Consider the following 14,644-nt stretch of genomic DNA (forward strand, 5'->3'; position numbering starts at 1 on the left):
GGACCCATAACCACAAATGGGTGTTGTTAGAAAGCCGTCTGGCCGCTTGCCTATTGCGCCGGCCGCGGCGTATGGGTCCCGCCCTTCGCCGGGACGACGGTGAGATATCTACTCCAGCCCGATCTGCGTCAGATCCTGGAACCAGTGCTGCGCCTGCACGAAGGTCTTCACCTTCGGCGACAGCGCGTGCGGATTGGTGTCATGCACCACCCACACCAGCGCGGCATCGTCGACGATAAGCGCATGCGCCTGCGCAATCAGATTATCCTGCCTGGCGGTGTCGAACGTCTGCTTGGCCTCGTTGATCAGCGCATCGACCTTCGGGTTCTTGTAGCCGCCCCAGTTGACGCCGACAGGCGCTACCTGATCGGACGCAAAGAACCGCACGATGGCGTAGAGCGGATCCGAGGTGACGTAGGCGATGTTGTTGGCGGTGATACCGGCGTTCATCTCGTCGGCGGCGCCCTTGCGCCAGTGCGAATAGAGCGTCTCGAGCTCGACCACCTTGAAGTCGATATCGATGCCAATCTCCTTGAAGCTCTGCTGCAGGAATTCATTCATCGGCAGCGACAGCATCTGCCCGGTGCCGCCCTGGGCGATGATGAAGGTCGTCTTCAGCGGCTTGTCCTTGGAATAGCCGGCTTCCTCCACCAGCTTTTTCGCGGCCGCGAGGTCGTATTTCAGTTCGAAGCTCGGCTTGCCGAACCACGGGCTCGACGGGTCGACCTGGCCCTTGGCCGGCTTGGCGAGGCCGTTCATCAGGCCAACCACCGCGTCGCGGTCGATCGCGAGGTTGAGCGCCTTGCGCAGCCGGATGTCGGTCCAGGGCGAACCCGGCAGCACGCTCAAATGATAATTCCAGACATGCGGCGTCACGTTGTCGACGATCCTCATGCCGGCGGCCTTGAGCTGCGGCACGGCGTCGGGCGCCGGCGTTTCGATCAGGTCGACCTGGCCGGCCAGCAGCGCGTTGGTGCGGGTCAGCGCCTCAGGCATCGGGATCAGGATCAACTTGTCGACCTTCGCCAGCCGCTTCTTGTCCCAATAGTCCGGGTTCTTGGTCAGCTCGGCGAGCTCGCGCGGCACCAGCTTGGTCAGCTTGAACGGGCCGGTGCCGGAGGGCTGGCTGGCGAACTTGTCCCAGTCCTTGCCGAGCTTTTCGTACTGCGCGGGGCTCGAGACCAGAAACCAGAGCATCTGGTAGGGAAAGAAGGAGTCGACCGTCTTGGTGGTGATCTCGATGGTAGAGTCGTCGATCTTGGCGTAGCTCGCAACCGAGGGCAGCCGGGTCTTGACCTGGGCACTCTGCCGCTTGTCGAATTGCGGTGCCTTGTCGTTCAGCACCTTGTCGAGATTCCAGATCACCGCGTCGGCGGTGAAGTCGCTGCCGTCATGGAATTTAACGCCCTTGCGCAAGGTGAAGCGCCATTTGGTCTTGTCGTTGTCGTCGACCTTCCATTCGGTCGCAAGCCCGGGCACCAGCTTCCCGGGCCGGTCGGCAACGTCCATCTCCCAGGCCACCAGCGGATCGTAGATCGTGTAGGCCGTGAACTGATAGGCGCCGGCGCCGCGATCGGGCTGGCCGGTCGTCAGCGGAATGTCGGCCATTGAAATGCCGTAGCGCACAATGGACTCGGCTCGCGCCGACATGGCCGGCCAGCCCGCGGTCAAGGCGAGCGCCATTGCGGCCATCAGGATCGAATTGCGCGCGCGCATAGGAAGGCTCCGTTGCTGGGAAGTCGGGGCCAAATCTTGCAAGCATGATGCCAGAATAGGCATCTTCGCACGGTCAGACGCGAGGTGGGAAGAAATGACGCGCCCAGCGGTTATTTGCTGAAGAACTATTCCCCTTGGCACAGGCATTGCATACGCTTGCACAAGAAATAATCACCAAAACGTCACCAGACTTCGAAGGGGTTGCTCAGATGCGTAACAGGAAGACCAATGCGACGGCGATTATGCTGGCGCTTGCGATCGCCAATTGTGTGCCGGCGATCGCCAGCGCCGAGACCGTGCTGCGCATTGGCATGACGGCTGCCGATATTCCGCGCACGCTCGGGCAGCCCGACCAGGGTTTTGAGGGCAACCGTTTCACCGGGCTCACGATGTATGACGCGCTGACGATGTGGGACCTGTCGTCGTCGGACAAGGCGAGCGCGATGATTCCGGGCCTCGCCACCGAGTGGAAGGTCGACGATGCCGACAAGACCAAGTGGATATTCAAGCTGCGTCCCGGCGTCAGCTTTCACGACGGCTCACCGTTCAATTCCGACGCCGTGGTCTGGAACGTCGACAAGGTGCTGAAGCAGGACGCGCCGCAATATGACGCGAGCCAGGTCGGCGTCACCGCCTCACGCATGCCGACCTTGGTGTCGGCGCGCAAGATCGACGACATGACGGTGGAGTTGACCACTAAGGAGCCGGACAGCTTCCTGCCGATCAACCTCACCAATCTGTTCATGGCGAGCCCGGCCAAGTGGCAGCAATTCTACGACAAGGCCGAAGGTGCCGATGCCAAGGCGAAGTCGCAGGCCGCATGGGCGGCGTTCGCCAAGGACGCGTCGGGCACGGGCCCCTGGAAGATGTCGAGCTTCACGCCGCGCGAGCGGCTCGAGCTGGTGAAGAACGAGAACTACTGGGACAAGGCCCGCGTGCCGAAGACCGACAAGATGGTGCTGTTGCCGATGCCTGAGGCCAACGCGCGCACTGCGGCGCTGCTGTCGGGACAGGTCAACTGGATCGAGGCGCCGGCGCCCGACGCGCTGCCCGAGATCAAGCAGCGTGGCTTCGATCTGTATTCCAACGAGGAGCCGCATGTCTGGCCGTGGCAGTTCTCCCGCGTCGAGGGCTCGCCGTGGAACGACATCCGCGTCCGCAAGGCCGCCAACCTCTGCATCGATCGCGAAGGGCTGCGTGACGGCCTGCTCGCGGGGCTGATGGTGCCGGCCACCGGCACGTTCGAGCCGGGCCACCCGTGGCGCGGCAACCCGACCTTCCAGATCAAGTATGACAAGCCGGCCGCGCAGAAGCTGATGCAGGAGGCGGGCTTCGGTCCCGACAAGAAGCTGACGGTCAAGATCCAGACCTCGGCGTCGGGTTCGGGACAGATGCTGCCGCTGCCGATGAACGAGTATCTGCAACAAGCTTTGGCCGAGTGCTACTTCGATGTGCAGCTCGACGTCATCGAGTGGAATACGCTGTTCACCAACTGGCGGCGCGGCGCCAAGGATCCGTCGGCGAACGGCTCGAACGCGACCAACGTCACCTATGCGGCGATGGATCCGTTCTTCGCGCTGGTGCGCTTCCTGCAATCGGGCATGGCGCCGCCGGTCTCGAACAATTGGGGCTTCATCAACAATCCGAAGTTCGATGAATTGGTGAAGAAGGCCCGCCAGACCTTCGAACCGGCAGCGCGCGACGCAGCGCTCGCCGAGCTGCACGCCGCCTCGGTCGACGACGCGGCGTTCCTCTACGTCGCCCACGACGTTGCGCCGCGCGCGATGAGCCCGAAGGTCAAGGGCTTTGTGCAGCCGAAGAGCTGGTTCGTCGACTTCTCGCCGGTCTCGGTCGTGCCGTGACCTTGATGGCATAAATCGGTGCATCCTCTCCCCTTGTGGGAGAGGGTGGCTTCGCTGAAAGCGAAGCCGGGTGAGGGGTTGTCTCCGCGGACGCTCCTTTCTCGATCTGAAATGACTTCATCCGCGGACAGGACCCCTCATCCGGCGCGCTCTGCGCGCCACCTTCTCCCGCAAGGGGAGTAGGAAGAAAGAACCCAACGTGCTCGCCTATACGTCCAGACGGATCGTCTACGTCATTCCGATCGTGCTCAGCGTTGCGCTGGTGTGCTTCCTCCTGGTGCACATCACGCCCGGCGACCCCCTGGTCGCGGTGCTGCCGGCCGATGCCTCGCAGGAGCTCGCCGCGCAGCTGCGCTCAGCTTACGGCTTCGATCGCCCGTTGCCTGTGCAATTCGGCCTGTGGCTGTGGCGCGCGATCCATGGCGATCTCGGCAATTCGATCGCCACGGGGCGGCCGGTCCTGTCTGAAGTGATGCGCGCGGTTAGCAACACCGTGATGCTGGCGATTGCGGCTGCGATGATCGGCTTCACGCTTGGCTTGCTGTTCGGCCTGATCGCCGGCTATTTCCGCGACACCTGGGTTGACAAGGTCGCAACATCGATCGCCATCGCCGGCGTCTCGCTGCCGCACTACTGGCTCGGCATGGTGCTGGTCATCATCTTCTCGGTGCAGCTCAACTGGCTGCCCGCGGTCGGTGCCGGCCCCGGCGGTTCCGGCGCCTGGGCATGGGACTGGGAGCATCTACGCTATCTGGTGCTGCCGGCGATCACCACCTCGGTGATCCCGATGGGCATCGTCACCCGCACGGTGCGCGCGCTGACCGGCGACATCCTGAGCCAGGATTTCGTCGAGGCGCTGCGCGCCAAGGGCCTGCGCGAGACCGGGGTATTTCGTCACGTCATCAAGAACGCGGCGCCGACCGCGCTTGCGGTGATGGGTCTGCAACTCGGCTACATGCTCGGCGGCTCGATCCTGATCGAGACCGTGTTCTCCTGGCCGGGCTCGGGCCTGTTGCTGAACTCGGCGATCTTCCAGCGCGATCTGCCGCTGCTGCAGGGCACGATCCTGGTGCTGGCGCTGTTCTTTGTGTTGCTCAATCTCCTGGTCGACATCGCGCAGGCCGCGATCGATCCGCGCATCAAGCGGAGCTGAGCATGATCCGGAAAAGTGGGGACCGGTTTTCCCTCGCGACAAACGCGGAACGCGTTTGCGCGGAGATCATGCTCCAACAAAGAGCCAGCGCATGAGTGCGATGTCAGATACTGCATTGCAGGCAGCTCCCGCGACCAAGGCGCGCGGCTACTGGGCAACGGTTGGACGCCGGATCAGGCGCGACAAGGTCAGCATGGCCTGCGCAATCATCCTGGTGCTGATCTTCGCCTCCGCGCTGCTGGCGCCATGGCTGCATCTCGCCGATCCCTATCAGGGCTCGATGATCCGCCGTCTCCGCCACATCGGCACGCCGGGTTATCCGCTCGGCACCGACGAGCTCGGCCGCGACATGCTGGCGCGGCTGATCTACGGCGGGCGGCTGTCGCTGGTCATCGGCATCCTGCCGGTGGTCCTCGCCTTCATGATCGGCACCTCGCTCGGCCTCGTCGCCGGTTACGTCGGCGGCAAGCTGAACACCGCGATCATGCGCACCGTCGACGTGTTCTACGCCTTTCCGTCGGTGCTGCTGGCGATCGCGATCTCGGGTGCGCTCGGCGCCGGAATCACCAATTCGATCGTGTCGCTGACCATCGTGTTCGTGCCGCAGATCACCCGCGTCGCCGAAAGCGTCACCACCGGCGTCCGCAACATGGATTTCGTCGAGGCGGCGCGCGCGTCCGGCGCAGGTCCCTTCACCATCATGCGCGTGCACATGCTCGGCAATGTGCTCGGCCCGATCTTCGTCTACGCCACCGGCCTGATCTCGGTGTCGATGATCCTCGCCGCCGGTCTGTCGTTCCTCGGGCTCGGCACCAAGCCGCCGGAGCCGGAATGGGGCTTGATGCTGAACACGCTACGCACCGCGATCTATGTCAATCCATGGGTCGCAGCGCTGCCGGGCGCGATGATCTTCGCAGTCTCGATCTGCTTCAATCTGCTCAGCGACGGCATGCGCAGCGCCATGGACATCAGGAACTAGAGCATGAGCGAGGCCAATCTCTCCGTCGATATGCTGGAGCCGGTCGCCGATATCGGCGGCGCCGCGCAGCCGCTGCTGCAGGTCAAGGGACTGACCAAGCACTTCCCGGTGCGCGGCGGACTGTTCAGCCCGCGCAAGACCGTGCGTGCCGTCGACGACGTCAATTTCGCGGTCATGAAGGGGGAGACCGTCGGCATCGTCGGCGAATCCGGCTGCGGCAAATCGACCACCGCGCGGCTGCTGATGCACCTGATGGCGCGCGATGCCGGCGACATCATCTTCGACGGTCGGCAGGTCGGCCCGGCGCTCTCGCTGCGCGACTTGCGGCGCGGCGTGCAGATGGTGTTCCAGGACAGCTACGCATCGCTCAATCCGCGCCTGACAATCGAGGAGTCAATCGCCTTCGGACCCAAGGTCCATGGCATGGCCGATGACACGGCGCGGACCTTGGCGCGCGAGCTGCTCGGCAAGGTGGGTTTGCGGCCGGAGATTTTCGCTAACCGCTATCCGCATGAAGTGTCCGGCGGCCAGCGCCAGCGCGTCAACATCGCCCGCGCGCTCGCGCTGTCGCCGCGGCTCGTGATCCTCGACGAGGCGGTCTCCGCGCTCGACAAATCGGTCGAGGCGCAGGTGCTCAATCTGCTCGCCGATTTGAAGCGCGAATTCGGCCTGACCTATCTTTTCATCAGCCACGATCTCAACGTGGTCCGCTACATCTCCGATCGCGTGCTTGTGATGTATCTCGGCGAAGTGGTCGAGCTCGGCCCGGTCGACGCGGTCTGGGATGCGCCGGCGCATCCCTATACCCGCGCGCTGCTGGCGGCGATGCCGTCATCAGATCCCGACAGGCGCACCGAAGTGCCGCCGATCTCGGGCGATCCGCCCAATCCGATCGATCCGCCGGCCGGTTGTCGATTCCACACCCGTTGCCCGTTTGCGGAGCCGCTCTGCGCAAACGACACGCCAAAACTCAGCGATCTCGATACAATGGGCCATCAAGCGGCGTGCTACATGGCCATTCCTGGCTCGGGGCACAGCCGGGCGCCGGCAAAAGCAAAAGGAGAAACCGCGGCATGACCAGACCAACTCCCAAAGATGTCAAGGTGATCGCGCACGTCGCCGACGTGCCTGCCGATGACGATGTCGCCAGCCGCATCGCCAACTCGATCGGCCCGGCATTCGACGGCTTCGCGCCGATCTCCGGCACGCTCCCTTTCGATCTCGAACCCGCGAGCTTCCTGCTGGCGCAGAAGGTGTCGAAATGAGCTCTGATCCGGCCCTGATGACGTTGACCGCGGTCGCCAAGGCGATCGCCGACAAGAAGGTCTCCTCGCATGAGGTGACGCGCGCCGTGCTGCATCGCATTGCGGAATGGCAGCCGCGCCTCAACGCCTATATGGCGATCGAATCCGAACAGGCGCTTGCCGCCGCCACCGAGGCCGATGCCGCGCTCGCCAAGGGCAACAGCCGAGGCCCGCTGCACGGCGTGCCGCTGGCGCACAAGGACATGTATTACGAGGCCGGCAAGGTCGTGACCTGTGGCTCGCTGATTCGCCGTGACTTCGTGCCGAAGACGACCGCGACGGCGTTGCAGCGGCTGAAGGATGCCGGGCAGGTTCGGCTCGGCTCGCTGCAGATGGTCGAGTTCGCCTATGGTCCGACCGGCCACAACGTGCATTACGGCGCGGTGCGCAATCCCTGGAACGTCGCGCACATCACCGGCGGCTCGTCGTCGGGCTCAGGCTCGGCGGTCGCCGCGCGGCTCACCTTTGCCGCGCTGGGCTCCGACACCGGCGGTTCGGTGCGCATGCCCGCGCATTTCTGCGGTGTCACCGGCCTCAAGACGACGGTCAGCCGCGTCAGCCGCGCCGGCGCGATGCCGCTGTCGCAGTCGCTCGATACCGTCGGTCCGCTGGCGCAGACCGCGGAGGACTGCGCGCTGCTGCTCGGCCTGATGGCAGGCGCCGATCCCGAGGATCTGACGGCGTCGACGCAGCCGGTGCCCGACTATCTGGCTGCGACCAGACAATCGCTGAAGGGCCTCAGGATCGGCGTCCCGACGGCATTCTATGTCGACGACCTCGATCCCGAAGTGGCGCGTGTCCTCGACGAGACGGTGGCGACGCTGAAGAAGGAGGGCGCCGAGATCGTCAAGGTCGAGTTGCCGGATCAGCGCCAGCTCGGCGCCGCGTCGCAACTGGTGCTCGCGGCCGAAGCCGCAGCCTATCACAAGCGCTGGATGATCGAGCGGCCGCAGGATTACGGCGCGCAGGTCCTGATGCGGTTGCAGAATGGCCTCACCATTCCCGCGGTCACCTATCTCGAAGCCATGCGCTGGCGCGGGCCCGCGCTCGCGGCGCACAATGCGGCGGTCAACGGCATCGATGCGGTGATCGCGCCGTCCTCGCCGGTGCCGGCGCCGACGATCGCCGAGAGCGACGTCGGCAATGGTCCGGGCGCGGAAGCGGTGATCCAGCGGCTGACGCGGTTCACCCGTCCGGTCAACTATCTCGGTCTGCCGTCGCTCGCGATCCCCTCGGGCTTCACTAAGGCGGGTCTGCCGGTCGGCATGCAGCTGATCGGCCGCTCCTTCGAGGAGGCGGTGTTGCTCAGGATCGGCGCCGCCTTCCAGCGCGCGACCGACTTCCACGCCAGGGTGCCCAAGCTCGCATGACCAGCCTCGTCGAGATCAACAACCTCAACATCCGCTTCACCGGAGATCGCACGGTGCATGCCGTCAACGATCTCAGCCTGTCGCTCGGCGAGGGCGAGGTGTTGGGGCTGCTCGGCGAGTCCGGCTCGGGCAAGAGCGTGACGCTGCGCGCGCTGATGCGGCTGTTGCCGAAGAAGCGCACGCAGATCTCCGGCCGCGTCAATGTGCTCGGCCGGGACGTGCTGGCGATGGATGACGAGGCGCTATCCGCATTCCGCGGCCAGACCGTCTCGATGATCTTCCAGGAGCCGGCGCTGGCGCTCGATCCGGTCTACACCATCGGCCGCCAGATTGCGGAGACAGTGATGCGCCACGAGGGCAAGAGCGAGCGCGACGCCACGGCGCGCGCGCTCGAGATGCTTGAGGTGGTGCGGATCCCCTCCGCGAAACGAAGGCTCGATTCCTATCCGCACGAGATGTCGGGCGGGATGCGCCAGCGAGCGATGATCGCACTGGCGCTGGCCTGCAAGCCGAAGATCCTGCTCGCGGACGAGCCGACCACTGCGCTCGATGCCACCGTGCAGATCCAGATCCTGCTGCTGCTGCGTGAGCTGCAGCGCGAATTCGGGATGTCCGTCATCTTCGTCACCCACGATATCGGCGTCGCCATCGAAATCTGCGACCGGGTCGCGGTGATGTATGCCGGCCAGATCGTGGAGCAGGGCGCCTTGCGCGATATCGTGCGCACGCCGGTTCATCCCTACGCGAAGGGCCTGCTGGCATCGACCATTCACGGCGCGATGCGCGGCCAGCGGCTCGAGACCATTCCGGGCACGCCGCCTTCGCTCGACCACGCGCCGGCCAGTTGCTCGTTTGCGGCACGCTGCAAGTTCGCCGAACCGCGCTGCAGTGAACAATTGCCGCCCAGCGTGCAAACCGCGCCCGGCCATCTGGCCCGCTGCGTTCTCGCAGAACCGGCAGTCGCCGCGGTTTAGGATGCCCGCGCGACCGCGTCGGCGATCCAGCGCCGCACCGCCGCGATCCGCCGGTCTCGCGCCTGCTCGGTGCGGGAGATCAGGTAGATCGTCTCATGATGCGCGGCCTCGAACGCAAACGGCGCCACCAGCCGCTTGCCGAAGCCCGGCCGCGCCTTGATCAGCGGCGCCATTGCGAGCGCCACGCCGAGCCCATGTTCGGCGGCCTCCAGCATCGCCGGCACGCTGTCGAGCCACAGATGCCCACGAGGGGCGAGATGCGGCAGCCCGGCCTCCTTTAGCCAGGCCGGCCACCCCCGCGGTTGCGTCGTGACATGGATCAGCACCTCCCGCGACAAATCCGCGGGGGTCCGAAGCCCTGCCTTGACCAGCGCCGGCGTGCACACCGGCAATCCCCTGACCTGGACCAGCGGCTCGACCTTCAGCCCGGCGGCATGTTCTCGCCCGTAGCGGATCGCGACATCGACGCGCGAACCGTTGAAGTCGGCATATTGGTGCGTGGCCTCGATCCGCAGCGTCAGTTGCGGATGGCGCCGCTTGAACTCCGGCAGCGCCGGCAGCAGCACGGCGCTGGTGAAGAACGGCAGTGAGCTGATCCACAGCTCGCCGCTGGCCTCGCCGCGTTGCCGCAGCATGTCGAGGCTTGCTTCCTGCAGCGTCGTCAGCGCGGCCGACACTTTTGCAAGGTAACGTTCGCCGTCCGCGGTCAGCCGCACCGAGCGCGCGCCGCGGATGAACAGCTTGGTGCCGAACTGCTGCTCCAGTCCGCGGATCTGGTGGCTGATCGCCGACGGACTCAGCGACAGATCCCGCGCGGCGCGGCGGAAGCTGAGCTGGGTTGCCGCGCGCTCGAAGGCGAGCAGCGCCGTCAGCGGTGGGATGGTCCGCGGATCCGGGGCGTCCAATGGGTGAATCCTGTTCACCTGAAGTGATGAATGGCCTTTTGTCATGGCCGCTATTCTTGGATCAGATTGCTCCTGCGCTCAATCCTGCTCACCTCATGAGATTTTATCCGCCTTGGCCATCTTCGAACCGCTCGCCACGCCGCATCACTGGAAGCCCGCCGCGCTGGCGGCGGGGCCGTTCGCAGGCCTGCAGGGCGGAGCGGTCGCAAGCCTCTTGACCGCCGAGGTCGAGGCGATGGCAGGTCCGCGCAACTGGGGCACCGCGATATCGGCTTCAGCCTGGTTCCTGCGGCCGACGCCGATGGCCGAATTGCGCACGCACGTCGCCGTCGTGACCGAGGGCGGCCGGGTCAGCGTCGTCGACAACACGCTCTGGCCGGCCGGCGAGGAGCGGCCCTGTGCGACGGTGCGCGTGACGCTGTCGCGCGAACGTGCGGTCGAGGTCCCCGGCTTTCACGGCAGCGCAGCCGACCCGGTGGATCCCACGGTCTTTCCGTTGCGCAGCCCGCACGCGGTCCATGGCCGCAGCTGGTTCATGGATGCGATGGAAGCTCGTGCCGGAGGCGGCGTCGCCTGGTTTCGCATGCACCATAGCGTGATCGCGGATGCCGGCCCGCTGGCGCGGGTGCTCGGTCCGGCCGACTGGACCCACGGCATCGCGCGCCCGGTGCAGAACGTGGTGGCCGACCCCAATCCGAATCTCGCGGTGCAGCTGTTCAGGCCGCCACGGGGAGCGTGGATCGGCATTCGCGCCGAGGCACGCTGGCGCCCGGAGGCCGGGCTCGGCGTCGGCAGCGGGGTATTGCTCGATGTGGAAGGCGAAATCGGCCGGGTGTCGATGTCGGTCATTCTCGTGCCCTTTCCGGGAAGCGCACCCGCTGCGGGTTCGGGTTCCGCGGCCGGCTAACGCTAATTATTCCTTCAACTGTCTGTGGCATCACAAAAATAGGCCGCGAACCATGCTTTGGTCGGCGCGACTTGAATTGGACGGTGGTCGCAAACGTCTATACAACGTGGTGATCACGTAGCCCTTTTTTGATTTGCAGAGATCGGTTTTTATGGCAGTTGCGCCCGCTGTCCGGCGTTCCGAACTGGCTGAGGCGCTGCGCGCATGCCGCAGTGCCTTCATCGGCGTCGGCCTCATCAGCTGCATGATCAACCTGCTGTATCTGACAGGTTCGATGTTCATGCTGCAGGTCTACGACCGGGTGCTGCCGAGCCGCAGCGTTCCGACCCTGGTCGGCCTCGTCGTCATCGCCGCGGTCCTCTACATGGCCCAGGGCGTGCTCGATCTGCTGCGCGGACGGATCCTCGGCCGCGTCGGCACCTCGCTCGACGAAGCGCTCAATGCGCGGGTGTTCGACACCATCGTGCGGCTGCCGCTGATGGCCGGCAATCGCAGCGAGGGCCTTCAGCCGCTGCGCGACCTCGACAATGTGCGTTCGTTCCTCGGCAGCATGGGGCCAGGCGCGTTCTTCGATTTGCCCTGGCTGCCGTTCTACATGTTGATCTGCTTCGCATTCCATTGGCTGCTCGGCGTCACGGCGCTGGTCGGCGCCGTCATTCTGGTGACGCTGACGCTGATCACCGAATACATGTCGCGCACGCCGGCCAGGGAAGCGATGTCGCTCGCGGCGCGGCGCAACGATCTCGCCGCCTCCAGCCGCCGCAACGCCGAAGTGCTCGTGGCGATGGGCATGGCCGGGCGGATGAACAAGCGCTGGAACGAAGCCAACGAGGAATATCTGTCCGGCAATCAGCGCGCGAGCGATGTGAGCGGCGGGCTCGGTGCGGTCGCCAAGGTGCTGCGCATGATGCTGCAGTCCGCCGTGCTCGCGGTCGGTGCCTATCTCGTGATCCACCAGGAGGCCACCGGCGGCATCATCATCGCCGGTTCGATCCTGAGCGCGCGAGCGCTGGCGCCGGTCGATCTCGCGATCGCGCATTGGAAGAGCTTCGTCGCCGCGCGGCAGAGCTGGCAGCGCCTCAACCGCCTGCTGCAGCAGATTCCGGCGCGGCCGGAGCAGACGCTGTTGCAGGCGCCGCAGAAGAAGCTTTCGGTCGAGGCGGTGACCATGGTTGCGCCGGGCGACCAGCGCCCGATCGTGCAGGACATCACCTTCGCCGTCGAAGCCGGCAGCGGCGTCGGCGTGATCGGCCCGAGCGGTTCCGGCAAGTCGTCGCTGATCCGGGCGCTGGTCGGCGTCTGGGTGCCGGCACGCGGCAAGGTACGGCTCGACGGCGCCGCGCTCGATCAGTGGTCGTCGGACCAGCTCGGCCGCCATGTCGGCTATTTGCCGCAGGACGTCGAACTGTTCGCCGGCACGGTTGCGCAGAATATTTGCCGGTTCGATCCCGACGCCAAGTCCGACGGCATCATCGCGGCGGCCAAGGAGGCCGGCGTGCATGAGATGATCATCAAGATGCGCGAGGGTTACGACACCCAGGTCGGCGAGCAGGGCACTGCGCTTTCCGCCGGCCAGGCGCAGCGCGTCGCGCTGGCGCGCGCCCTCTACGGCAATCCGTTCCTGATCGTGCTGGACGAGCCGAACTCCAATCTCGACAGCGAAGGCGACGAGGCGCTGACCCGCGCGGTGCGTGGCGCCCGCGAGCGCGGCGCCGTCGTCATCGTGGTCGCGCACCGGCCGATCGGAATCGAGGGCGTCGACCAGTTGCTGGTGCTCAAGGACGGCCGCATGCAGACCTTCGGGCCGAAGGAGACCGTGCTGGCGCAGGTGCTGCAGCGCGTCGCGCCGCCGGCGCCCACGCCGATCAAGATCGTCGCCGATGCGGGGGCGACCAAGTCATGAGCGACCGCATGACCGATCAGCCGCGCAACGCACATGCTTCGATCAGGAAGCACCTCGTGGTCGGCCTCGTCGTGGTCCTGGTGCTGGGCGGCGGCGTCGGCGGCTGGGCCGCGACGGTGCCGATCTCGGGCGCGCTGATCGCGCCGGGCTCGGTGGTGGTCGATACCAACGTCAAGAAGGTGCAGCACCCGACCGGCGGTGTCGTCGGCGAAATCCTGGCGCGCGACGGCGACACGGTCAAGGCGGGCGACGTCGTCGTGCGTCTCGACGAGACCGTCGTGAAGGCGAGCCTTGCGATCGTGGTCAAGACGCTGAACGGTCTCTATGCGCGTGCGGCCCGGCTCCAGGCCGAGCAGCAGGGCCTCGACAAGATCGTGTTTCCGCCGCAGCTCACCGAGCAGGCGAAGGATCCCGACGTCCGCGATATCATGGCGAGCGAAACCAAGCTGTTCGAGGTGCGGGTCAACGGCCGCGCCGGCCAGAAGGCGCAGCTGCGCGAGCGCGTCACCCAGCTCAACGAGGAAATCGCCGGCCTCCAGGCCCAGGAAACCTCCAAGGACAAGGAGATCGCGCTGGTGCAGCAGGAGCTAGTCGGCGTTCGCCAGCTGTATGAGCAGCATCTGGTGCAGCTCACCCGTCTGACCACGCTGGAGCGCGACGCGGCGCGTCTCTCCGGCGAGCGCGCGCAGTACATTGCGTCGCGCGCCCAGGCCAAGGGCAAGATCACCGAGACCGAGCTGCAGATCATCCAGGTCGACAAGGACATGCTCTCGGAGGTCTCCAAGGACCTGCGCGAGGCCAACGACAAGATCGGTGAGTTCGTCGAGCGCAAGGTGACCGCCGAAGACCAGCTCCGCCGCATCGACATCCGCGCCCCGCAGGACGGCGTGGTGCTGCAATCCACCGTCCACACGGTCGGCGGCGTCGTCACCGCGGGCGATGCCATCATGATGATCGTGCCGAGGGCCGATGACTTGTCGGTCGAGGCCAAGGTCAATCCGCAGGACATCGACAAGCTCCAGGTCGGACAGAAGACCGTGCTGCGGCTCTCCGCCTTCAACCAGCGCACCACGCCGGAGCTGAACGGCGTCGTCACCCGCGTCTCCGCCGACGTCAACACCGACCAGCGCACCGGGCAGAGCTACTACACGATCCGCGTCTCGATGCCGCCGCAAGAGGTCGCGCGCCTCGGCAGCGAGGTGAAGATCATCCCCGGCATGCCGGTGGAGGCCTTCGTCCAGACCGGCGACCGCACCATGCTGTCGTATCTGATGAAGCCGATGAGCGACCAGTTCATGCGCTCGTTCCGCGAGAAGTGATGGCTCCGGCCTTTCTTCGACGTCGTCCCTGCCTAGTGCGCAATTGCGCACGGGAGCAGGGACCCATAACCACAACCGGTTGTTCGGATCGACGCTGTGGCCACAGCGCCTTCAACAATCGGCATTTGTGGTTATGGGTCCCTGTGTCTTGGAAGTCTGTCAGGATGAGGGTGGGCGGGAAGCCGTTGGGTCCTTGGCGCTTGACGCCGTGAGCCGGCTCGGTCTCCCGCCCGTTCCATCTACAAACCTGAA

General features: G+C 65.7%; 12 protein-coding genes. 10 read left to right on the forward strand and 2 right to left on the reverse strand.

Annotation, left to right across the window (positions count from 1 at the left end; genetic code table 11):
• Window positions 1–108: 108 nt before the first annotated feature.
• A complete protein-coding gene (locus BraRD5C2_RS24820) occupies window positions 109–1,716 on the reverse strand; it encodes an ABC transporter substrate-binding protein (RefSeq protein ID WP_223972467.1) in 1,608 nt (535 codons plus the stop codon).
• Window positions 1,717–1,925: 209 nt separating this feature from the next.
• Here BraRD5C2_RS24820 and BraRD5C2_RS24825 point away from each other — a divergent pair, with 209 nt between their 5' ends.
• The 7 genes from BraRD5C2_RS24825 (at window position 1,926) to BraRD5C2_RS24855 (ending at window position 9,358) form a co-directional block, all read left to right on the forward strand.
• On the forward strand, window positions 1,926–3,578 hold the full coding sequence (locus BraRD5C2_RS24825) for an ABC transporter substrate-binding protein (RefSeq protein WP_374708040.1): 1,653 nt from the start codon (window positions 1,926–1,928) through the stop codon (window positions 3,576–3,578).
• 199 nt (window positions 3,579–3,777) lie between these two features.
• The gene (locus BraRD5C2_RS24830; protein ID WP_223972469.1) at window positions 3,778–4,731 is read left to right on the forward strand and encodes an ABC transporter permease; all 954 of its coding nucleotides are present in this window, start codon (window positions 3,778–3,780) and stop codon (window positions 4,729–4,731) included.
• 91 nt (window positions 4,732–4,822) lie between these two features.
• Window positions 4,823–5,710, forward strand: coding sequence for an ABC transporter permease (locus tag BraRD5C2_RS24835; protein ID WP_163161839.1), 888 nt, complete (start codon window positions 4,823–4,825; stop codon window positions 5,708–5,710).
• Window positions 5,711–5,713: 3 nt separating this feature from the next.
• The gene (locus BraRD5C2_RS24840) at window positions 5,714–6,787 is read left to right on the forward strand and encodes an ABC transporter ATP-binding protein (protein ID WP_223972471.1); all 1,074 of its coding nucleotides are present in this window, start codon (window positions 5,714–5,716) and stop codon (window positions 6,785–6,787) included.
• Window positions 6,784–6,975 carry a hypothetical protein gene (locus tag BraRD5C2_RS24845; protein ID WP_223972473.1) on the forward strand — a complete coding sequence of 64 codons (192 nt, stop codon included), beginning with the start codon at window positions 6,784–6,786 and terminating at the stop codon, window positions 6,973–6,975. The genes BraRD5C2_RS24840 and BraRD5C2_RS24845 overlap by 4 nt, the downstream gene beginning before the upstream one ends.
• Entirely contained in the window at window positions 6,972–8,384 is a 1,413-nt protein-coding gene (locus tag BraRD5C2_RS24850; RefSeq protein ID WP_223972475.1) for an amidase, read from the forward strand. Before BraRD5C2_RS24845 ends, BraRD5C2_RS24850 begins: the two co-directional genes overlap by 4 nt.
• Window positions 8,381–9,358, forward strand: a complete 978-nt coding sequence (locus BraRD5C2_RS24855) for an ABC transporter ATP-binding protein (protein ID WP_223972477.1) — start codon at window positions 8,381–8,383, stop codon at window positions 9,356–9,358. The genes BraRD5C2_RS24850 and BraRD5C2_RS24855 overlap by 4 nt, the downstream gene beginning before the upstream one ends.
• On the opposite strand, the gene BraRD5C2_RS24860 is transcribed toward BraRD5C2_RS24855, so the two are convergent.
• Window positions 9,355–10,263 (reverse strand): LysR substrate-binding domain-containing protein, encoded by a 909-nt coding sequence (locus BraRD5C2_RS24860; RefSeq protein WP_223972479.1) that lies wholly within the window; start codon window positions 10,261–10,263, stop codon window positions 9,355–9,357. The two genes, BraRD5C2_RS24855 and BraRD5C2_RS24860, sit on opposite strands and share 4 nt — an antisense overlap.
• A gap of 112 nt (window positions 10,264–10,375) precedes the next feature.
• Here BraRD5C2_RS24860 and BraRD5C2_RS24865 point away from each other — a divergent pair, with 112 nt between their 5' ends.
• The 3 genes from BraRD5C2_RS24865 to BraRD5C2_RS24875 all read left to right on the forward strand — a co-directional run bounded on the left by BraRD5C2_RS24865 (window position 10,376) and on the right by BraRD5C2_RS24875 (window position 14,392).
• Entirely contained in the window at window positions 10,376–11,170 is a 795-nt protein-coding gene (locus BraRD5C2_RS24865) for an acyl-CoA thioesterase domain-containing protein (RefSeq protein WP_223972481.1), read from the forward strand.
• Between the two features lie 151 nt (window positions 11,171–11,321).
• A complete protein-coding gene (locus BraRD5C2_RS24870) occupies window positions 11,322–13,073 on the forward strand; it encodes a type I secretion system permease/ATPase (RefSeq protein ID WP_223972483.1) in 1,752 nt (583 codons plus the stop codon).
• Window positions 13,070–14,392 (forward strand): HlyD family type I secretion periplasmic adaptor subunit, encoded by a 1,323-nt coding sequence (locus tag BraRD5C2_RS24875; RefSeq protein WP_223972485.1) that lies wholly within the window; start codon window positions 13,070–13,072, stop codon window positions 14,390–14,392. The genes BraRD5C2_RS24870 and BraRD5C2_RS24875 overlap by 4 nt, the downstream gene beginning before the upstream one ends.
• The last annotated feature ends 252 nt before the right edge of the window (window positions 14,393–14,644 follow it).

Origin of the sequence: Bradyrhizobium sp. RD5-C2 (genome assembly GCF_019972155.1) — a bacterium.
Taxonomy (GTDB): Bacteria; Pseudomonadota; Alphaproteobacteria; order Rhizobiales; family Xanthobacteraceae; genus Bradyrhizobium.